The sequence below is a fragment of the Loktanella salsilacus genome (genome assembly GCF_024206795.1).
Lineage (GTDB): Bacteria > Pseudomonadota > Alphaproteobacteria > Rhodobacterales > Rhodobacteraceae > Loktanella > Loktanella salsilacus.
This window is the reverse complement of sequence record NZ_CP072994.1, coordinates 366,912-387,852: the sequence shown is the minus strand read 5'-3', so window position 1 is coordinate 387,852 and position 20,941 is coordinate 366,912. Positions and strand designations below refer to the sequence as shown.

The following is a 20,941-nucleotide window of genomic DNA, read 5'->3' as shown; positions in this document are numbered from 1 at the left end:
GTTGCGTGATGCGGCAGATTCACGCGTCTTCGACCTCGATCACGCCGCCAAGGCTGCGCAGGGCGCCGCGGATCTGCGGATTGACCGGAAAGTCCTGCCCCAGATCCAGCTCGACCTCTCCCGGCAACGACGGGTCCATCAGGCAGAAATACACAGGCCCGCGCGCGCCTTTGACCTTATCCTTCATCGCCGATTCCAAAATCGACGCGACAGAAGGGATCGCATCAGCGCAATCAAGGAACACCCGCAGCCCATTGCTGGTGGCATCCACGACGGCTGTGTCGATCGGACTGACCGACCGGCCCAGCAGCTTCAGCTGATCGGATTCCATCGTCGCCTCGACTTGGATCACGACGTGAGAGCCGGTCTCCAAATGCTCGCGCGCCAGTTCCAGCGTATCGCTGAACAGCGTCACCTCGTACTGCCCGGTTGGATCGCTCAGCTGGGCAAAGGCAAAACGATTGCCCCGCGCCGATTTGCGTTCCTGCCGCCCAGACACGGTGCCTGCCATCTTGACGATACAAGCGGCGCGGCCCGCTTTGACGATGACCTCGTCCAGCGTCAGCACGTTCTTGCGCTTGAGCGCGCCCATATAGTCGTCCAGCGGGTGGCCTGAGAGGTAAAAACCGATGGCCTTGAATTCCTCGGCCAGACGTTCCGCTGGCAACCAGTCGTCGCCGCCTGCAAGGCGCGGCTCGGGCAAGTCGTCGCCCGCCTCTCCGAACAAGGACACCTGATTACTGTTCTTTTGGTCGTGGATCGCGGCAGAGTATCCGACCAGCGCATCAAGAGAGGACATGACCCGGCGGCGGTTAGGGTCCAAAATATCAAATGCGCCTGCACGGGCCAGCATTTCCATCGGGCGCTTACCGACCTTTTTCAGGTCCACCCGGCGGGCGACGTCGAACAGGTTCACGAAAGGACGGTCGCCCCGCCCTTCGACGATCAGCTTCATCGCCTCGACACCGACGTTCTTCAGGGCGCCCAGTGCATAGATCAGCTTGCCGTCGCGCACATCAAAGGTCGCCATAGACCGGTTCACGCAGGGCGGAATGTATTCCAGCCCCAAACCCTTTTTCACCTCTTGGAAATAAACCCCCAGCTTGTCTGTCAGGTGAATATCGCAGTTCATCACACCAGCCATGAACTCGACCGGGTGGTTTGCTTTTAGCCAAGCTGTTTGATAGCTGACCACCGCATAGGCGGCGGCGTGGGATTTATTGAATCCATAGTTGGCGAACTTTTCCAAAAGGTCGAAAACCTCAGAGGCTTTCTTTTTCGCAACGCCGTTTTCCATCGCCCCTTTTTCGAATTTGGGACGCTCCTTCGCCATCTCCTCGGCGATCTTTTTACCCATGGCACGGCGCAGCAAGTCAGCGCCGCCAAGCGAATAGCCCGCCATGACCTGCGCGATCTGCATCACCTGTTCCTGATAAACGATGATGCCTTGGGTTTCGGCCAGCAGATAGTCGATGGATTCGTGGACAGATTCGATCTCGCGCTGGCCATTCTTGACCTCGCAGTAGACCGGGATATTTTCCATCGGACCGGGACGATACAGCGCCACAAGCGCGACGATATCCTCGATACAGGTCGGCTTCATCCGTTTCAGCGCGTCCATCATGCCGCTGGATTCCACCTGGAACACGGCGACAGTTTTGGCACTGGCATAAAGTTTATAGGACGCTTCGTCGTCCAGCGGGATCGCCCCTATGTCGTATTCAAACCCGGCGGGCGGTTGATAAAGCTCTCGCCCGTCAGCGGATTTATTCAGCGGCCGTCCGTTTTTGCGGACAAGCTCTACAGCGTTCTGGATGACGGTCAGCGTTTTCAGGCCCAGAAAGTCGAACTTCACCAGACCCGCTTGTTCGACCCATTTCATGTTAAACTGGGTCGCGGGCATGTCGGACCGGGGGTCCTGATACAGTGGCACCAGCTCGTCCAACGGGCGGTCGCCGATCACGACACCGGCGGCGTGCGTGGACGCGTTCCGCAGCAAACCTTCGACCTGTTGGGCATAGCGCAGCAGGCGTTCGACCACTTCTTCGTTCTTGGCCTCTTCGCGCAGGCGCGGCTCGTCTGCCAACGCCTTTTCAATGCTGACGGGTTTGACCCCCTCGACCGGAATCATCTTGGACAGACGGTCGACCTGACCATAGGGCATTTGCAGCACGCGGCCCACGTCGCGCACGGCAGCCTTGGACAGCAGCGCACCAAAGGTGATGATCTGCCCCACCTTATCACGGCCATATTTATCTTGGACGTAGCGGATCACTTCCTCGCGCCGGTCCATGCAAAAGTCGATGTCGAAGTCGGGCATCGACACCCGTTCTGGATTCAAGAAACGCTCGAAGAGCAAAGAATATCGCAGCGGATCAAGGTCCGTAATCAAAAGAGCATAGGCCACGAGCGAACCCGCACCCGAACCACGGCCCGGCCCGACGGGGATACCGTTGTCTTTGGCCCACTTAATAAAGTCGGCCACGATCAGGAAATAGCCGGGAAACCCCATGCCTTCGATAATGCCAAGCTCGAACTCAAGCCGCTTCTCGTATTCCTCGACGCTGACCGCGTGGGGGATGATCGATAGGCGAAACTTAAGCCCCTCTTGCGCCTGACGCCGCAGTTCGGCGACCTCGTCATCAGCGAATTTGGGCAGGATCGGCGGACGTTTGTAGACCTTAAAAGCACAGCGCTTGGCGACCTCGACCGTGTTTTCCAGCGCCTCCGGCAGGTCGGCAAACAGGGTCGCCATCTCGCGCTCGGATTTAAAATAGTGCTGCGGCGTCAGGCGGCGGCGCGGTTCGGACTGGTCGACATAGGACCCTTCGGAAATACACAGCAGGGCGTCATGCGCCTCGTACAGACCCGTTTTCGGAAAATAGACGTCATTGGTCGCGACAATCGGCAGACCCTTGGCATAGGCCATCTCGATCAGGCCACGCTCGGTCAAAACCTCGGCCTGCGGCAGACCGCCGCCGTCAGGATGGCGCTGCAATTCAACATAAAGCCGATCGCCAAACAGCGCATGCAGCGTATCAAGCACCTGCTCTGCCCGCGGCTGCTGGCCCTGCTGCAACAGACGCCCGACAGGCCCGTCCGGCCCGCCGGTCAAACAGATCAGCCCAGCGTTATGATGGCTCAGGTCATCAAAATCGATCTGCGGCAACTGGCCCTCGTTATCCAGATACGCGGCAGAGTTCAGCTTCATCAGGTTCAGATAGCCCTGTTCGGACTGGGCCAGCAAAACGATAGGTGCCGGATCTGGTGCACGCTTGCCCGGCTCTGGCACCGTATAGGCCAGCGACATCTGACAGCCGATGATCGGCTGGATGCCCGCCTTTGACGCATATTCGCTGAATTCAAGGGCAGCGAACATGTTATTCGTATCGGTCACGGCGACGGCCGGCATGCCAGCCGCCTCGGCCATACCGGATAGCTTTTTCACCGGAACGGCCCCTTCCAAAAGGGAATATTCGGTGTGCACGCGCAGGTGAATGAATCGAGGGGATTGGGTCATGCGCTACCCTAGATCGCCCGGCGGATGGGGGAAAGCCGCTAACGCTTAGTCACACAGCTAAGCGCGTTGACGCTGGCCCGCCCGCGGCGCAAGTTCGCCGCCATGACATCGCCCCTGAATCACTTCTTTTCCGCCCTATCGGACCCGACCCGCCGCGCGGTGATCGAACGCCTTGCCGCAGGTCCGGCATCCGTCAGTGACCTCGCGGCACCGCATCCGATGGCGCTGCCGACCTTCATGAAACACCTTGGCGTGCTGGAAAAAGCGGGCTTGGTGCACACGATCAAAAAAGGCCGGGTGCGGATGTGCCATCTGGACGCAACGCCGCTGGTGACAGCCCAAGGCTGGCTGGCGTGGCAACGCCGCCTGTGGGAAACACGGCTAGATCACGTCGACCAATTAGCGCTAGCCTTGGACAGCGATTCTGCCCCGCAGGAAGACGAATGAGCGACGATCTCACCCTCAGCTTCACCCGCACGCTGTCCGCAAGCCCCGCCAATATCTGGCGCTGCTGGACCGAACCTGCGCTGATAAAACAATGGTTCGCCCCTGCCCCTGTGCAGACGACCGAGGTGGAGATTGACCCCGTCCCCGGCGGCACCTTTCGCACCGTGATGGTCGTTCCCGACTACGGCACCATGGCCGGCGACGCAGGCTGCATTCTTGTTGCCGAAACAGCACGGCGGCTGGTCTGGACCAACGCGCTTGGCCCCGGCTTTCACCCGAACAAGATCGGCGATGGCCCGATGGACTTTGCCTTTACGGCCGAAATCCTGCTTGCCCCCGCCCCCGGCGGCTGCACCTACACCGCAACTGTCACACACGCCTCGGCGCAAACAGCGCAAGCCCACAAAGACATGGGCTTTTACGATGGCTGGGGCACCGCCACAACGCAACTCGGCGCGCTCGCCAGCAGCCTCTAACCGCCCTTCTTCTGGTCCCAAATACCTCGAGGGAGGCGCAGCCGGGGGCAGAGCCCCCTCACCCCCGCCCAAAAAACATGCCTATAAATCAGGCAGACCTCCCCCTTCTTCTCGTCAAAAATATCCCGGGGGACGCCGCCGCCGGGGGGCAGCGCCCCCTCCGCTCTTGCAAATCAGACGCCAAGCGGCTTTGCTGTGCCAAACGGGGGCCGATCTCTACGCCGCATCGACGTCGTGCCGTGACCCGATTGACCTGGTAAGGCGGCAGGTTTTCACATGGATATCACGTTTCTTCTGAACGGAGAGACTGTCACCGCCCAAGCGGCCCCAACAGTCACTCTGTTGGATTGGCTGCGCACAGAGCGCGGGCTGAATGGCACAAAAGAGGGCTGCAATGAGGGCGATTGCGGGGCCTGCACCGTCATGGTCACCGACGCCAGCGGCGCGCGCAGCCTGAATGCTTGCATCCTTTTTATGGGGCAGCTTGCGGGCAAGGCTGTCCGCACGGTCGAAGGCATCGCCGGCCCGGATGGCGCTTTGCATCCGGTGCAGCAGGCGATGGTGGATCATCACGGCTCGCAATGCGGGTTCTGCACGCCGGGGTTTGTCGTCAGCATGGCGACGGCCCATCTGAACGGGCGCAGCGATCACGATGACCAGTTGGCAGGTAATCTGTGCCGCTGCACAGGCTACGCCCCGATTGTGCGCGCTGCAAAGGCGGCGGCGGATGCGCCGGTTCCGGTCTGGATGCGCGACACTGCGCCAGACGCCAAGACACCCCATGCCCCCACAAGCGCGGACGATCTGGCCGCCTGGTATCTGGACCACCCGAACGGAACATTGATCGCAGGGGCCACCGATGTGGGCCTATGGGTTACCAAGCAGTTCCGCGATCTGGGCGATGTGGCGTTTCTGCACGCCTGCACCGATCTGCAAACGATTGAAGTCACTGACGACGCGATCCGCTTTGGTGCGGGCGTGACCATGACGCAGGTGCTGGACGCCGTGGCGGCGGACTATCCGTCTTTCGCGGCGATGATCCGGCGCTATGGCTCGGTTCAGGTGCGCAATGCGGCGACGATTGGCGGCAATATCGCCAACGGCAGCCCCATCGGGGACAACCCGCCTGCGCTGATCGCGCTGGGGGCGACCTTGCATCTGCGGCGCGGGGATGCGCTGCGCGATGTCGCGTTGCAGGATTACTTTCTGGCCTATGGCAAACAGGACCGGCAGCCCGGCGAGTTCGTCACAGGCGTCACCATCCCGCGCGGACGGGATGCGCACCGCGTCTATAAACTGTCGAAACGGTTTGATCAGGATATCAGCGCCGTCTGCGGCGGCTTTGACGTCACGGTTTCGGACGGCAATGTCACCGCCGCCTGCATCGCCTTTGGCGGCATGGCAGGCGTGCCAAAGCGGGCAGCGGCGGTCGAGGCCGCGCTGATCGGCCAGCCTTGGAACGCACAGACGATAGCAGATGCTTTGCCCGCCTTTGCGGCAGACTTTGAACCGCTGAGCGATATGCGCGCCAGTGCCGCCTACCGGCTCGAGGCCGCACAAAACATGTTACAGCGGTATTTCGCGGACCTTTCTGGTGTCAGCGTCAACGTGCGGGAGGTGTCGGCATGAGCGTCGCAAGCCCCCTGCCCCACGACAGCGCCGCCCTGCATGTGACGGGCACCGCGCGGTATATCGACGATCTGCCGGTGCCCGCAGGTACGCTGCACCTTGCCTTTGGCCTAAGCGAGGTCGCGTGCGGCGCCATCACTTCGGTTGATCTGGACGCGGTGCGCGCCGCGCCGGGCGTCGTCATGGTGCTGACGGCGGATGATCTGCCCTTTGCCAATGACGTCTCGCCCAGCAATCATGACGAGCCTTTGTTGGCCGTGGGCCGGGTGCATTACGCCGGGCAGCCGATCTTTGCCGTTGTCGCCGACAGCCACCTGAACGCCCGCCATGCGGCGCGGCTTGGTCGGATCGAGATTGCAGCCGAGACCCCGATCCTAACAGTCGAGGACGCGCTGGCTGCGAACAGCCGGTTCGAGGATGGACCCCGCGTCTGGACCAAGGGCGACGTCGGTACCGCATTGTCCGGCGCCGCGCACCGGATCAAGGGCCGGATCGACATGGGCGGGCAAGAGCATTTCTATCTGGAAGGCCAAGCCGCCCTTGCCCTGCCACAAGAAGGCGGCGACATGACCGTCCATTCCAGCACCCAGCATCCCACGGAAATCCAGCACAAAGTGGCCGAGGCGCTTGGCGTGCCGATGCATGCCGTGCGGGTCGAGGTGCGGCGCATGGGCGGCGGCTTTGGCGGCAAGGAAAGCCAGGGCAATGCGCTGGCCGTCGTCTGTGCCGTGGCGGCCCGCGCAACCGGGCGGCCGTGCAAGATGCGCTATGACCGGGATGACGACATGATCGTCACCGGCAAGCGTCATGATTTCCGCATCGATTATGACGCCGGCTTTGATGAGGGCGGGCGGCTGCTGGGCGTGGATTTTACCCAGTATACGCGCTGCGGCTGGGCGATGGACTTATCCCTGCCCGTCGCCGACCGGGCGATGCTGCATAGCGATAACGCCTATCTGCTGGACGCCTGCCGCATCACGTCGCATCGGCTGAAGACCCACACGCATAGCGCCACGGCGTTCCGCGGCTTTGGCGGCCCGCAGGGTGTGCTGGGGATTGAGCGGGTGATGGATCACGCGGCCCATGTGCTGGGTATGGACCCGGTCGCGTTGCGGCGCGTGAATTACTATGCGCCGATGAATGCCGCGACTGACGGTGCAGGCGGCCACGTTGCAGGGGGGCTGTCTGCCCCCCGGCCTGCGGCCCCCCCCGAGGATATTTCCAAAACAGAGAGCGAAGCGGACCTGACGTCGCGCGGGGCGCAGACTGTGGCCGATGACCGGGTTGCAGTGCCAGAGGCGGCGGTGAACACCACGCCTTATGGCATGGCAGTCACGGATTTCATTCTGGATGCGATGACGGAGAGCCTGCTGGCGACGAGTGATTACCACGCGCGCAAGGCGGCGATTGCGGATTGGAATGCCGCCAATCCCCTGCTGAAGCGCGGCATTGGGTTTAGCCCGGTGAAGTTCGGGATTTCCTTTACGCTGACGCATCTTAATCAAGCCGGCGCCTTGGTGCATGTGTATCAGGATGGCTCGGTTCATCTGAACCATGGCGGGACCGAGATGGGACAGGGTTTGTTCCAGAAGGTTGCGCAAGTCGCGGCGGCGCGGTTCGGGATTGATGTCGCACAGGTCAAGATCACGGCGACGGATACAGGCAAGGTGCCGAATACGTCGGCGACGGCGGCGTCGAGTGGGGCCGACCTGAACGGAATGGCTGTCGCGAACGCCTGCGATATTATTCGCGCGCGGATTGCTGAACATTTAGCAGATGCGCATCAGACCGCTGTCGCGGATGTGCAATTCGCCCAAGGCCGCGTGCGTGTGGGAGGCAAGGACATGAGCTTTGCCGAGGCGGCGATGTTGGCCTATCAAGCGCGTGTATCCTTAAGCGCGGCGGGCTTTTACAAGACGCCGGATTTGGCGTGGGACCGGGTCAAAGGTCAGGGGCGGCCATTCTTTTACTTTGCCCAAGGGGCGGCAGTGACAGAGGTCGTGATTGACACGCTGACCGGGGAAAACCGGATTCTGCGCTGCGATATTTTGCATGATGCGGGGGACTCGCTGAACCCCGCGCTGGATCTGGGACAGATTGAGGGCGGCTATGTGCAGGGCGCGGGCTGGCTGACGACGGAAGAGCTGATCTGGGACGACAAGGGCCGGTTGCGGACCCATGCACCAAGCACTTATAAGATCCCCGCCTGCGGCGACCGGCCGGATGTGTTCAACGTCGCGCTGTGGGATCAGCCCAATCCGGCGGCGACGATCTATCGCTCGAAAGCCGTGGGCGAGCCGCCGTTTATGCACGGCATCTCTGCCTTTGCCGCGCTTGGCGATGCGGTGGCGGCTTGCGGGCCTGTTTGGCCAGATTTGCAGGCCCCCGCGACGCCAGAGGCGATCTTGGCCGCTGTAAAGCGCGCGCGCGGATGAGCGGGATTAAGGTCACAGTCGCGCGCACCGCCGGGTCGGTGCCGCGCGAGGCGGGCACGCAGATGATGGTTTGGGCGGATCGCACCGCAGGCACCATTGGTGGCGGCGCGCTGGAGTGGGAAGCCATGGCGGCTGCCCGACGCATGATCACGGAGGGCCACACGGCGCAGGTTTTGACCTTGCCGCTGGGTCCGGCGCTAGGCCAATGCTGCGGCGGATCGGTGACGCTGGAACTCGCGCAAGCGGATGCTTTGGAGGTACCGAAGGGTGCGCCGCTGTGGATTTACGGTGCGGGGCATGTGGGCCGCGCGCTGGTCGATGTAATGGCGCCGCTGCCGGAGTGGGACATCACTTGGGTTGATACAGGCGCAGATCGGTTTCCGCAGGATGCAAAGGCCGCAGTGCTTGTCGCCGCGGATCCGGCGCGGGCAGCGGCGCATGCGCCAGCGGATGCGCATCACCTGATCCTGACCTATAGCCATGCGATCGATCTGGAGCTGTGCCACGCGGTCCTGTCGCGTCCCTTTGCCAGTTGCGGGTTAATCGGGTCCGCTACGAAATGGGCGCGGTTTCGCGGGCGGCTGGCGGCCCTTGGGCATAGCCCTGCAACCATTGCGCGCATTGCCTGTCCCATTGGCGACACGCGGCTTGGAAAACATCCTCAGGCCATTGCCATCGGCGTCGCCATGGCGATGCTGGGCCGAAATGCAGCTAGGCAGATTGAGGCGGCGGGATGAGCGAGACCCTTTTGACACTCGATGGGCTGACCAAGGCCTATCCGGGCGTGGTCGCCAACAAGGACGTGTCATTTTCCATTGAACGCGGTGAGATTCACGCGCTGCTGGGGGAAAACGGGGCGGGGAAATCGACGCTGGTGAAGTCGATTTACGGCCTGGTGAAGCCTGACAGCGGCACGATGACACTGAACGGGGTGCCCTTTGCACCGGGCGAGCCGGGGGATGCGCGCAAGGCGGGCGTCGCGATGGTGTTCCAGCATTTTTCGCTGTTCGATGCGATGAGCGTGGCCGAGAATATCGTGCTGGGCATGGATAATCCGCCATCCCCCCGCGCGATTGCGGGCGAGGTGCGGCGGGTATCGCATCTGTATGGCCTGCCGCTGGATCCGGACCGGATCGTTGGCGATTTGTCGGCGGGGGAACGGCAGCGGGTCGAGATTATTCGCTGCCTTTTGCAGGACCCCAAACTGCTGATCATGGACGAGCCGACCAGCGTGCTGACGCCGCAAGAGGTGGACATCCTGTTCCTGACGCTGCGCAAGCTGGCGGCAGAAGGGACGTCGATCCTGTATATCTCTCATAAGCTGGGCGAGATCGCGGCGCTTTGCGACAATGCGACGGTGCTGCGGCTGGGACAGGTCGTGGCGACCTGTGATCCGCGCCAGACGGCTCCGCGCGAAATGGCAGAGCTGATGGTGGGTACGGTATTGCAATCGCCCGTGCGCACGGCGCGGCCAGAGGGGCCGATCCGGCTTGCGCTGAAGGGGCTAAGCGCCCCTGCCCCGCAACGGTTTGGCACAGCACTGAAGGATGTGACGATCACGGTTCGCGCGGGCGAAGTGCTGGGTATTGGCGGCGTCGCTGGCAATGGGCAGGACGAGCTGATTGCAGCGCTGTCAGGCGAGATGCCTGTCGCGTCCGCGATGGTAGAGCTGGACGGCACGCCGATTGGCGCGGATGCGGTCAATGCGCGGCGCGCGGCCGGATTGCTGTGCGCGCCAGAGGAACGGCTCGGACATGCCGCCGCCCCTGATATGACGCTGACCGAAAACGCATTGCTGACCGGGGTGCGTCGCAAGCATCTGGAACAGCGCGGATTTCTGCGCTGGCCCGCTGCCACGGCTTTCGCGAAAGAGATCATTGAGGCGTTTGACGTACGCACGCCGGGGCCGGGAAATACGGCGCGGTCGCTGTCAGGTGGAAACTTGCAGAAATTTGTGATCGGCCGCGAGATTATGCAAAATCCAAGCGTGTTGGTGGTGAACCAGCCGACTTGGGGGGTCGATGCCTCTGCGGCGGCGGCGATCCGGCAGGCGCTGCTGACGCTGGCCGACGAGGGTGCTGCGGTGATTGTAATCTCGCAGGATCTGGATGAATTGATGGAAGTCTCTGACCGGTTTTGCGCATTAACCGATGGGCGATTGTCGCCTGCGCGGCCTGCGCGGGGGCTGAGCGTTGAAGATATCGGAATGATGCTGGGCGGCGCTCATGATCTGGAGGTCGCGCATGTGGCGACGTGAGGAACGCCTGCCGCGGGCGAGTATTTTCGGCAAGATGATGAATAAAAGCGGCGCTGTGCTGGGGGAAGGCTTTGGCGCCTCCGGCGGGAGTTTAGGTGGCCAGATGAAGACGGGGATGCGGCGATGATCGTTCTGGACAAGCGGCCACAGCCGAGCCGGATGTGGAGCTATGCCGCGCCCGTGTTGGCGGTTGTGCTGACAATGCTGGTGGGGGGCATCCTATTTGCCGCGCTGGGCAAGAACCCGGTAGAGGTGATCCGGACGATTTTCCTTGATCCGCTGTTTTCCAAGAACGCGTGGTTTTATCGCCCGCAACTGCTAATCAAAGGCGCGCCGCTGGTGCTGATCGCGGTCGGCTTAAGTTTCGGCTTTCGCGCTGGGATTTGGAATATTGGCGCTGAAGGCCAGTACATTATGGGCGCGCTGTGCGGCGCGGCGGTGGGGCTTGCGTTTTATCCGATGGAATCGTGGCTGATTTTCCCGCTGATGATTATGGCGGGGGCGATTGGCGGGGCGCTTTGGGGGTTGATACCGGGGCTTTTGAAGGTCCGATTTGGCACTAACGAGATTTTGGTGTCCTTGATGCTGGTTTATGTGGCCGAGAGTCTGCTGGCTGCGATGGCGCTGGGGCCGTTGAAGAACCCCGAAGGCATGGGATTTCCGGGCAGCCGGAACCTGTCGCAATATCCGAGCGCGGCTAATCTGGAGCTGATTTCAGGCTCTGGCATGCATTGGGGTGTGGTTGCCGCGCTGATTGCCGTGATCTTTGCCTATGTGCTGCTGGCGCGGCACATGTTCGGGTTTCAGGTACGGCTAGCAGGCCAAGCGCCGCGGGCGGCGCGGTTTGCGGGCGTGAATCCGGCGCGCATGATCCTGATTTGCATGGGCCTATCGGGCGCGCTGGCCGGTTTAGCGGGCATGTTCGAGGTGTCCGGCCCGGCAGGTCAGGTGACGATCGATTTTAACGTCGGCTACGGTTTCACCGCGATCATCGTCGCGTTTCTGGGGCGTTTGCATCCCGTGGGCATCTTGCTGGCGGGGGCTGTGATGGCGCTGACCTATATCGGCGGCGGCATTGCGCAAAGCAATCTGGGCCTGCCTGCTGCGGCGATCAGCCTGCTGCAGGGGATGCTGCTGTTTTTCCTGCTCGCGGTTGATGTGCTGACAAACTACCGCGTGCGGTTTTCCAATAAGGTGGCGGCGTAATGGACCTAAGTGCAATCAATCCGATCCTGCTGCTGGCGTCCTTGATGGTCGCCGCTACGCCGATCCTGCTGGCCGCGATTGGAGAGCTGGTGGTGGAACGCGCGGGCGTGCTGAACCTTGGCGTTGAGGGGATGATGATCACCGGTGCCATCTGCGGCTTTATCATCGCCGTGGCGACGGGAAGCCCATGGCTCGGGTTTATTGGGGCCGCGATTGGCGGCGCGATGTTGTCGCTGCTGTTTGGGGTGCTGACGCAGTTCCTGCTGTCCAACCAAGTGGCGACAGGTCTGGCGCTGACGCTGTTCGGTTTAGGCCTGTCGGCGCTGATGGGGCAAGGCTATCTGGGCATCCGCGCGCCGTCCTTTCCTGATTGGCATATCCCTTTGCTGGGCGATATTCCCGTAATTGGTCCCATCGTGTTTCAGCATGATCCCATGGTCTATATCGGGCTGCTCATCGTGGCTGGTGTGTGGTTTTTCCTGAACCGCACCCGCGGCGGTTTGATCCTGCGGGCGGTAGGCGAAAACCACGATGCCGCCCATGCGCTGGGCTATCACGTGCGCCGCACACGGATGCTGGCGATCATGTTTGGCGGGGCCTGCGCGGGCCTTGGCGGGGCTTACCTAAGCCTTGTGAGGGTGCCGCAATGGACCGAAGGCATGACCGCAGGCGCGGGCTGGATCGCGCTGGCGATTGTCGTCTTCGCCAGCTGGAAACCGGGGCGATTGGTGCTGGGCGCCTATCTTTTTGGCGGCGTTACCGTGCTACAGCTTAATTTGCAGGCAGCAGGGGTTGCGGTACCGGTCGAATATCTTTCAATGTCGCCCTACCTTGCCACCATCGCGGTTCTGGTCATCATGTCCGCCGGACGCGCGCCCGGAAGCTTGGGCCGAATCTTTCATGCCGCAAGATAAGCGGCGACTACAGGGGATATACCAATGAAAAGAAGAACACTTCTCGCATCTGGCGTTGCAGCAGCGACGCTGGCCATGGCCGGCCTGCCCGCACTGGCACAAGACAAGACCAAGGTCGGTTTCGTCTATGTCGGCCCCGTCGGCGATGGCGGCTGGACATACGAGCATGACAAGGGCCGCCAAGCGGTCGAGGCCGAGTTCGGCGATGCAGTCGAGACCGTGTTCGTCGAATCCGTGCCCGAAGGCCCCGATGCTGTGCGCGTGATGCAGCAGATGGCGCTGGACGGCGCTGACCTGATTTTCACAACGTCCTTTGGCTACATGGACCAGACGCTGGAAGTCGCGGCCAAGTTCCCCGATGTGAAGTTCGAGCATGCGACAGGCTTTAAGACCGCTGACAACGTCGGCATCTATTCCGCGCGCTTTTACGAAGGCCGCGCCGTGCAGGGTCACATCGCTGGCAACCTGACAAAGTCCAACATCATCGGCTACATCGGGTCCTTCCCGATCCCCGAAGTCGTGCGCGGCATCAACGCTGCCTATCTGGCCGCCAAGGCTGTGAACCCTGACGTCGAGTTCAAGATCGTCTGGGCCTACACTTGGTTTGATCCGGCGAAAGAAGCTGAAGCAGCCAATGTGCTGATCGAGCAAGGCGCTGACGTTGTGCTGCAGCACACCGACTCGACCGCGCCGCAGGCCGCCGCGCAGGCCGCTGGCAACGTTTACACCTTTGGTCAGGCGTCCGACATGGCCGAATATGGTCCAATGCCGCGCGTGTCGTCGATCATCGACAACTGGGCCCCCTACTACATCGCCCGCACCAAGGCCGTCATGGACGGCACTTGGGAATCCGACAGCACTTGGGATGGTATCGGCGCTGGCATGGTTGGCATCGGCGAGATCACCGACGCGGTCCCCGCTGACGTGAAAGCCAGCGCAGAAGCGCTGCGCGACGCGATTGCCGCTGGCGAAATCCACCCCTTCACCGGTCCGGTCAACAAGCAGGACGGCTCTGTCTGGCTGGCTGACGGCGAGACCGCTGATGACGGCACGCTGCTGGGCATGAACTTCTACGTTGAAGGCATCGAAGGCGACATTCCGCAGTAAGCGAAACGTTTCTGCGATATGCGAAAGGCCCGCCATTGGCGGGCCTTTTTGCATTTTCGGGGCGGTGTCAGTCGCCGCGTCGCGGATCAAACTCATTGCCGTTATTGACAAGGTTTTCGATCCGGCTCGCCTTGAGCGATGGGTCCGAGCGGTCATTCATAATCCGCTGCGCCTGAATATACGTATCCAGATTGAACGATTTCCCGCGATCAAGCTGCACGCGCAGCAGATCAAGGTTAAGATCAAAGGCCGCGCGCATTGCGGGGCTGGTGTCAGCGATCTTCATCTCACTCAAGCTTTGTGCGCCAGCCGGTGCAGCGGTAAGGCTGGCCATCATCGCGGCCATCATCAGGGCGGGTTTGGCATGAAACGACATCGTCGAATTCCTTTGTGCGGGCGCAACATGGTCGAAGTTTTAGAACGCAAAAGGGCCTGCCTGTAACAGGCAGGCCCTTCGGCACGGCGTGGCCGTGGCCTGCGCTTAGTAAGTGACGGAGTAGCCGGGGCCGTAGCCTGCGGACTCGCCGTTCACGATCAGGTTCACGCGCTTGGCTTTCGATGCTTCGTTCGACTGGTCCAGAATGATCTGCTGGATCGCGGTCAGTTCGCCGGTTGTCAGCACGTTACCAGCGCGGTTGCTCACGCCCAGTGCGGCAATGTTTGCTTCGGTTGCGGCGACGCCAGCAGCGGACAGGTCGTTGAAGCTTTTGGTGGGCTGGAAGTCAGCGGCGGAAGCAGCGGTCACGCCGAATGCAGAAACCAGGGCGGCGGCGATCAGGGAGGATTTGAAGTTTGTCATTGTCTTATCTTTCATATTCTCAGGGCAGCGCCCTGTGTATTTCCCGCTGGGAGGAGCGGAGGGAGGAAGGTCGCTAAGAAGCGATTAGTAAGTGACGGAGTAGCCGGGGCCGTAGCCTGCGGACTCGCCGTTCACGATCAGGTTCACGCGCTTGGCTTTCGATGCTTCGTTCGACTGGTCCAGAATGATCTGCTGGATCGCGGTCAGTTCGCCGGTTGTCAGCACGTTACCAGCGCGGTTGCTCACGCCCAGTGCGGCAATGTTTGCTTCGGTTGCGGCGACGCCAGCAGCGGACAGGTCGTTGAAGCTTTTGGTGGGCTGGAAGTCAGCGGCGGAAGCAGCGGTCACGCCGAATGCAGAAACCAGAGCGGCGGCGATCAGGGAGGATTTGAAGTTTGTCATTGACTTATCTTTCATATTCTCAGGGCAGCGCCCTGTGTATTTCCCGCTGGGAGGAGCGGAGGGAGGAAGGTCGCTAAGAAGCGATTAGTAAGTGACGGAGTAGCCGGGGCCGTAGCCTGCGGACTCGCCGTTCACGATCAAGTTCACGCGCTTGGCTTTCGACGCTTCGTTCGACTGGTCCAGAATGATCTGCTGGATCGCGGTCAGCTCGCCGGTTGTCAGAACGTTACCAGCGCGGTTGCTCACGCCCAGGGCGGCAATGTTTGCTTCGGTTGCGGCGACGCCAGCAGCGGACAGGTCGTTGAAGCTTTTGGTGGGCTGGAAGTCAGCGGCGGAAGCAGCGGTCACGCCGAATGCAGAAACCAGAGCGGCGACGATCAGGGAGGATTTGAAGTTTGTCATTGTCTTATCTTTCGTTTGGTGAGGGACATCGTGTCCTCTTCTGCCAAACGATATAGGGAGGTTTTTTGCGAATGTGCACACCTAGCTGTAAACTTTAATGTGATGTCTGCATTTGCGCACACAAGACAGATTTATTTTACACAGACGGAATGTGGAACTTTCGGCGTAGTATGATTGACAAGGTGCCCAAGTAGATTGCTAGGCGGCCACCTGCGTGTCATCGTTGCGTCATGAAACAGCTGCATACACGCGACGGGACCGCTTTGTCCCGACTGACATTTGGCACCATGCAATTCGGCGGCCGCGCCGATGAGCAGGCCAGTAAAGCCATGTATAGTGGGGCGCGCGCGGCCGGCGTCAATCATTTCGACACCGCCGTCCGCTATAACGACGGCGCAAGCGAGCTGCTACTCGGGCCGATGATCGCACCGGAACGGGATTCGATCTATCTTGCGACCAAAGTTGCCTTCGCGGGCGGTGCGGGCAAAACAAATATTTTGGCGCAGTTCGAAATTTGTCGCCAACAATTGGACGTGGACAGCGTCGATCTGCTGTATTTGCACCGCTGGGACAATGACACGCCCCTGATTGAAACATTTGAGACGCTTGCGCGCCTGCAATCGGACGGCGCAATCCGCCATATTGGCGTCAGTAACTATGCTGCGTGGCAAGTTATGAAGGCGCAAGCGGTCTGTGCAAGCCTTGGAACGCAGATTGATGTGATGCAACCGATGTATAATCTAGTCAAACGGCAGGCAGAGGTCGAGATTCTGCCGATGACCGCCGATCAGGGGATACAAGTCTGCGCCTATTCCCCGCTTGGGGGCGGATTGCTGACCGGAAAGTATGCGCGCGGCGGCACAGGACGGCTGAGCGAAGATAAAATGTATGCCGCCCGTTATAATCCCGACTGGATGCATGCCGCCGGGGCCGCTTTGGCGGATATGGCGGATGAATTGGGGACGGATGCGGCGACTTTGGCCGTCGCTTGGGTTGCAGCGCATCCCACTGCCCCCTCGCCCATCATATCAGCCAAGTCGATGGCGCAGCTTGCGCCGTCGCTGGCCGCACAGGATTTCGCGATGACCGATGCACTCTATACTCAGATCAGCGCGCTGAGCCCGACCCCCGCCCCTGCCACGGATCGGTTAGAAGAAGTATGACTGACATCGTAGTGATTGGCGGCGGGGTTGCTGGCATTTCTGCTGCAGCCCGGCTTTCGCATCTGGGCAACGTCACCTTGATCGAAGCAGAGGCGCAGACGGGTTATCACAGTTCTGCCCGCTCTGCCGCTTTGTTCGAGGAAAACTACGGCAAGCCCACCACCCGGGCGCTAAACGCCGCCAGCCGCGATTTCCACGAAAACGCCAATGGCGGCGTGCTGTCGCCGCGCGGGTTGATGCTGCTGGGGGCAAAGGACGAGGCTGATCGCTTTGCCGCTGATGTTGCGGATATGGGGCTAGAGCAGATCACCACGACAGAGGCACGGGCGTTGGTGCCGATCCTATCGGATTACGTGGACCGCGCGGCCTATCACGCAGCGGCATGGGATATCGACACCGATTTACTAATGCAGAATTGGCTGCGCGAACTGCGCGGCAATGGCGGCAGCGTCATGACAGGCGCGCGCGTGGAGACCATCACCCGCACACGGGCCGGATGGCAGCTGACGACACCTGCGGGCGATGTGACCTGCCGCGTGATTGTAAACGCCGCGGGGGCTTGGGCCGATCAGGTTGCCGTATTAGCCGGGGTGCGCCCACTGGGGCTGACACCGCTGCGGCGGTCTATGGCGCGGTTGGCCGCACCGGGCGGACATGCGGTCAGCAACTGGCCCATGATATTCGGACCCGGCGAAAGCTGGTACGCCAAACCCGACGCGGGGGCGCTACTGGTGTCGCCAGCGGAGGAAGACTTGGTTGATCCTCATGATGCATTTGCCGACGACATGACCTTGGCCGAAGGGCTGGCGCGCTATCAGGAATATGTCACGCCAGAGGTCACGCGCCCTGTCGCAACTTGGGCTGGCCTGCGTACCTTTGCCCCGGACCGTCAGTTGGTGTTGGGACGGGCGGTGGATGCGCCAACCTTTATCTGGTGTGCGGGACAAGGCGGATACGGGTTCCAGACCGCGCCCGCCGCATCTGCGTTGATCGCCGATGTCGTTGCAAACCGCACGCCGCAGCTGGGCGCTGATCTAGCCGCGGCGCTGTCACCGGCCCGCTTTGGCTAGGGCCAGCGGGCGAGGTTGCGATACAGAGCGGGCGATGCGGCGTTATGGATGGTTGCTGCCGCAAGGTTGCGGTAATGGATCTGAGCAAGAGATGTCGTCGCGGCCAGTGGCCTGACATGACTTGTCTATCGTTTTTGCCAGATGAGTAACCTGCATGCCCGGCTGGGATAAAATATGTAGCACTGCGCCACTTGATGATTGGCCCCGCGCAGCCATGTCCTGCTCATGATCAGACACCGCATCAATCCCGAAGGCCGCCGCCTGCACCGCCAATTCGAACGGCTGCGCCGTGACTATCCCCGCATGGGGAGCGTCCTGTTCCGCATCAGCCGCCCGGGATGGGCGCTGGTACGGGTGCCGGTAGGCGTGACGTTTATACTGGGCGGATTTCTAGCGATCCTGCCCGTGTTCGGGTTGTGGATGATCCCGGTGGGTCTGCTGCTGCTGGCGGTCGATGTGCCGTGGCTGCGCCGCCCCGTGTCAGGGGCGATCATTCGCCTGCGCCGCCGGGCTGACAGATTTCGTCAGCGGCGGCGGGAGAAGCGCGACGACTGAGGGGGCGCTGCCCCCGGGCTGCGCCCTCCCCCGGAGTTTATCTGGCAAGGTGAATGCGGATCAGCCGTCTTTGCGGATCGTGGCGTTTTGCGGATCGTAGGGCGAGTCTTCTACGATTGTCGCAGGCCAAAGCTGGTCGAACATCTTGACCTGTAGCTGGGTGCCGACGGCGGCGTGGTCCGGGTGGACGTAGCCCATGCCGATGCTTTTGCCGAAGTGGACCGAGTATCCACCAGAGGTCAGGCGGCCGACCCGGGTGTCGCCGTGGTAGAGGACTTCGCGGCCCCAAGGGTCGGCATTATCCGGCCCGTCGATCAGCAGCGTGACGCAGGTCGAGCGGATGCCTTTGGCCTGCATTTCAGCCTTGCCGTGGAAGTCTTTGTTCAGATCAACAAAGCGCGGCAGGTCGGCTTCCATCGGGGTGGCGTCACGGCCGAGTTCGTTGCCAAAGGCGCGGTAGGATTTTTCCTGCCGCAGCCAGTTCTGGGCGCGGGCACCGACAAGCTTCATGCCATGCGCTTCGCCTGCCTTTTCCAGCAGATCGAACAGGTAGTTCTGCATCTCAATCGGGTGGTGCAACTCCCAGCCAAGCTCGCCAGTATAGGCGACGCGGATGGCGCGGACGGGGCACATGCCCAGTTCGATGTCGCGCACCGACAGCCAAGGAAAGCGTTTATTGGACAGGGCGGTCGCGGGGTCGGCGTCCTTGATGATGGATTGCAGCACGTCGCGGGATTTGGGGCCAGCGATGGCGAAGACGCCCCACTGGGTCGTGACCTCTTGTTCGTTGATACGACCGAAGTCCGCCTCTTTGTCGGCGATGGCTTTATAAAGGTAATCTTGGTCGTAGGCCGTCCACGCACCAGCAGAGATCAGGTAGTAGTCGTCATCCCCCGTGCGGGCGATGGTGTATTCGGTGCGCGTGGTCCCTGCCCCGGTCAGCGCATAGGTCAGGTTGATGCGGCCGACCTTGGGCAGCTTGTTTGTCGTAAACCAGTCAAGGAACGCGGTGGCACCCGGGCCGCTGATGCGGTGCTTGGTAAAGGCAGAGGCGTCGATCAGGCCGACACCTGTCCGGATCGCCTTGGCTTCTTCGACAGCATGTTTCCACCAGCCGCCACGGCGGAAGCTGCGGGCGTCGTGGTCGAAGCTTTCCGGTGCGTCCACGGGGCCAAAGTAGTTCGGGCGTTCCCATCCGTTGACCCAGCCAAATTGCGCGCCGCGGGCCTTTTGCCGATCAAACGCGGGCGTGGTGCGCAGCGGGCGGCAGGCGGGGCGTTCTTCGTCCGGGTGGTGTAGGATATAGACGTGCTCGTAGGCTTCCTCGTTCTTGCGGGCGGCCCATTCGGTCGTCATCCACGGGCCGTACCGCTTGGGATCAAGGGACGCCATGTCGATTTCGGCCTCTCCTTTCACCATCATCTGCGCAAGGTAGTAGCCGGTGCCGCCAGCGGCGGTGATGCCAAAGCTGAACCCTTCGGCCAGCCACATGTTGTGCAGGCCGGGGGCCGGGCCGACGAGGGGGTTGCCGTCGGGAGTGTAGCAGATCGGGCCGTTGAAGTCGTTCTTCAGGCCAGAATCCTCGCAAGACGGGATGCGGTGGATCATCGCGAGATACTGCTCTTCGATCCGTTCCAGATTGAGTTCGAACAGATCGGCCCGGAAGCTGTCAGGGACGCCGTATTCGAACCGCGCTGGCGCGTGCTTTTCATAGACGCCAAGGATCCAGCCGCCGCGCTCTTCGCGGACATAGGATTGGGCGTCGGCGTCGCGCACGACGGGGTGTTCGGGGTTGGTCTTGCGGTATTCCTGAAGCGCGGGGTCGACGTCCATCACGATGAACTGGTGTTCGACGGGGATCGCGGGGATCTTGATGCCGAGCATTTTTGCAGTGCGCTGCGCGTGGTTGCCAGAGGCGGTGACGACATGTTCGGCGGTGATGACGATCTGTTCGTCAGATGGGACAAGGTTGCCGCCCTTTTCAACCATTTTGGTGGCAGTGACTTCCCAATGGGTGCCGTTCCAATGAAACGCGTCCGCCTGCCAGCGGCGTTCGATCATCACACCGCGCTGGCGCGCGCCCTTGGCCATCGCCATCGTCACATCGGCGGGGTTAATGTAGCCGTCGGTGTTATGATAAAGCGCGCCCTTCAGGTCAGAGGTTTCGATCAGAGGCCATCTTGCCTTGATTTCGTCCGGTGTCAGAAAGACGTAAGGCACGCCGCAGGTTTCCGCCGTAGAGGCATAAAGCTGATATTCCTCCATCCGCTCAATCGTCTGGGCCATGCGCAGGTTGCCGACGACAGCGAAGCCTGCGTTCAGGCCTGTCTCTTCCTCTAGCGTTTTGTAGAAGCGGATCGAGTAGTCGTGGATGTGGGTGGTTGCAAAGCTCATGTTGAAATAGGGCAGCAGGCCAGCGGCGTGCCAAGTAGAGCCTGACGTCAGCTCGTCCCGTTCCAGCAGCATGACATCGTCCCAGCCGGCCGCGGCCAGATGATAGGCAATCGACGTGCCAACGGCACCGCCGCCGATGACCAGTGCTTTGACGTTGGTTTTCAT

At 61.5% G+C, this 20,941-nt stretch carries 18 protein-coding genes; 12 read left to right on the top strand and 6 right to left on the bottom strand.

The features are described from left to right. Window positions 1-19 precede the first annotated feature (19 nt). Window positions 20-3,520, bottom strand: a complete 3,501-nt coding sequence (dnaE, locus tag KBW81_RS02035; RefSeq protein WP_254248139.1) for a DNA polymerase III subunit alpha — start codon at window positions 3,518-3,520, stop codon at window positions 20-22. A gap of 102 nt (window positions 3,521-3,622) precedes the next feature. On the opposite strand from dnaE, the gene KBW81_RS02030 reads away from it, so the two are divergent. The 9 genes from KBW81_RS02030 (at window position 3,623) to KBW81_RS01990 (ending at window position 13,991) form a co-directional block, all read left to right on the top strand. Then, entirely contained in the window at window positions 3,623-3,967 is a 345-nt protein-coding gene (locus KBW81_RS02030) for an ArsR/SmtB family transcription factor (protein WP_254248138.1), read from the top strand. Continuing rightward, the gene (locus KBW81_RS02025) at window positions 3,964-4,443 is read left to right on the top strand and encodes an SRPBCC domain-containing protein (protein ID WP_254248137.1); all 480 of its coding nucleotides are present in this window, start codon (window positions 3,964-3,966) and stop codon (window positions 4,441-4,443) included. The genes KBW81_RS02030 and KBW81_RS02025 overlap by 4 nt, the downstream gene beginning before the upstream one ends. Window positions 4,444-4,719: 276 nt before the next feature. Next, the gene (locus tag KBW81_RS02020; RefSeq protein ID WP_254248136.1) at window positions 4,720-6,072 is read left to right on the top strand and encodes a xanthine dehydrogenase small subunit; all 1,353 of its coding nucleotides are present in this window, start codon (window positions 4,720-4,722) and stop codon (window positions 6,070-6,072) included. Next, window positions 6,069-8,507 (top strand): xanthine dehydrogenase molybdopterin binding subunit, encoded by a 2,439-nt coding sequence (gene xdhB / locus KBW81_RS02015; protein WP_254248135.1) that lies wholly within the window; start codon window positions 6,069-6,071, stop codon window positions 8,505-8,507. The genes KBW81_RS02020 and xdhB overlap by 4 nt, the downstream gene beginning before the upstream one ends. Continuing rightward, on the top strand, window positions 8,504-9,244 hold the full coding sequence (gene xdhC, locus KBW81_RS02010) for a xanthine dehydrogenase accessory protein XdhC (protein WP_254248134.1): 741 nt from the start codon (window positions 8,504-8,506) through the stop codon (window positions 9,242-9,244). The genes xdhB and xdhC overlap by 4 nt, the downstream gene beginning before the upstream one ends. Next, window positions 9,241-10,764 (top strand): ABC transporter ATP-binding protein, encoded by a 1,524-nt coding sequence (locus tag KBW81_RS02005; protein ID WP_090190508.1) that lies wholly within the window; start codon window positions 9,241-9,243, stop codon window positions 10,762-10,764. Before xdhC ends, KBW81_RS02005 begins: the two co-directional genes overlap by 4 nt. A gap of 123 nt (window positions 10,765-10,887) precedes the next feature. After that, entirely contained in the window at window positions 10,888-11,970 is a 1,083-nt protein-coding gene (locus KBW81_RS02000) for an ABC transporter permease (protein ID WP_254248133.1), read from the top strand. Beyond that, entirely contained in the window at window positions 11,970-12,884 is a 915-nt protein-coding gene (locus tag KBW81_RS01995; RefSeq protein WP_254248132.1) for an ABC transporter permease, read from the top strand. The genes KBW81_RS02000 and KBW81_RS01995 overlap by 1 nt, the downstream gene beginning before the upstream one ends. A 24-nt stretch (window positions 12,885-12,908) precedes the next feature. Beyond that, window positions 12,909-13,991, top strand: a complete 1,083-nt coding sequence (locus KBW81_RS01990) for a BMP family ABC transporter substrate-binding protein (RefSeq protein ID WP_090190503.1) — start codon at window positions 12,909-12,911, stop codon at window positions 13,989-13,991. Window positions 13,992-14,058: 67 nt separating this feature from the next. Here KBW81_RS01990 and KBW81_RS01985 read toward each other — a convergent pair whose 3' ends face one another. The 4 genes from KBW81_RS01985 to KBW81_RS01970 form a co-directional block, all read right to left on the bottom strand. Beyond that, window positions 14,059-14,367 (bottom strand): hypothetical protein, encoded by a 309-nt coding sequence (locus tag KBW81_RS01985; RefSeq protein WP_254248131.1) that lies wholly within the window; start codon window positions 14,365-14,367, stop codon window positions 14,059-14,061. A 105-nt stretch (window positions 14,368-14,472) separates the two neighbouring features. After that, entirely contained in the window at window positions 14,473-14,790 is a 318-nt protein-coding gene (locus KBW81_RS01980) for a lysozyme family protein (protein ID WP_254248130.1), read from the bottom strand. An 84-nt stretch (window positions 14,791-14,874) separates the two neighbouring features. Then, window positions 14,875-15,192, bottom strand: a complete 318-nt coding sequence (locus KBW81_RS01975) for a lysozyme family protein (RefSeq protein WP_254248130.1) — start codon at window positions 15,190-15,192, stop codon at window positions 14,875-14,877. 84 nt (window positions 15,193-15,276) lie between these two features. After that, window positions 15,277-15,594, bottom strand: coding sequence for a lysozyme family protein (locus tag KBW81_RS01970; RefSeq protein WP_090190500.1), 318 nt, complete (start codon window positions 15,592-15,594; stop codon window positions 15,277-15,279). 230 nt (window positions 15,595-15,824) lie between these two features. Between KBW81_RS01970 and KBW81_RS01965 the strand changes: the two genes are divergently transcribed. The 3 genes from KBW81_RS01965 to KBW81_RS01955 all read left to right on the top strand — a co-directional run bounded on the left by KBW81_RS01965 (window position 15,825) and on the right by KBW81_RS01955 (window position 18,382). Next, complete coding sequence (locus KBW81_RS01965; RefSeq protein WP_254248129.1) at window positions 15,825-16,757, top strand: aldo/keto reductase; 933 nt, start codon at window positions 15,825-15,827, stop codon at window positions 16,755-16,757. Continuing rightward, window positions 16,754-17,827, top strand: coding sequence for an NAD(P)/FAD-dependent oxidoreductase (locus KBW81_RS01960; RefSeq protein WP_254248128.1), 1,074 nt, complete (start codon window positions 16,754-16,756; stop codon window positions 17,825-17,827). Before KBW81_RS01965 ends, KBW81_RS01960 begins: the two co-directional genes overlap by 4 nt. Window positions 17,828-18,052: 225 nt before the next feature. Then, entirely contained in the window at window positions 18,053-18,382 is a 330-nt protein-coding gene (locus KBW81_RS01955; protein ID WP_254248127.1) for a hypothetical protein, read from the top strand. A 60-nt stretch (window positions 18,383-18,442) separates the two neighbouring features. On the opposite strand, the gene KBW81_RS01950 is transcribed toward KBW81_RS01955, so the two are convergent. Then, window positions 18,443-20,941: a GcvT family protein gene (locus tag KBW81_RS01950; protein ID WP_254248126.1), complete on the bottom strand. Its 2,499-nt coding sequence runs from the start codon at window positions 20,939-20,941 to the stop codon at window positions 18,443-18,445.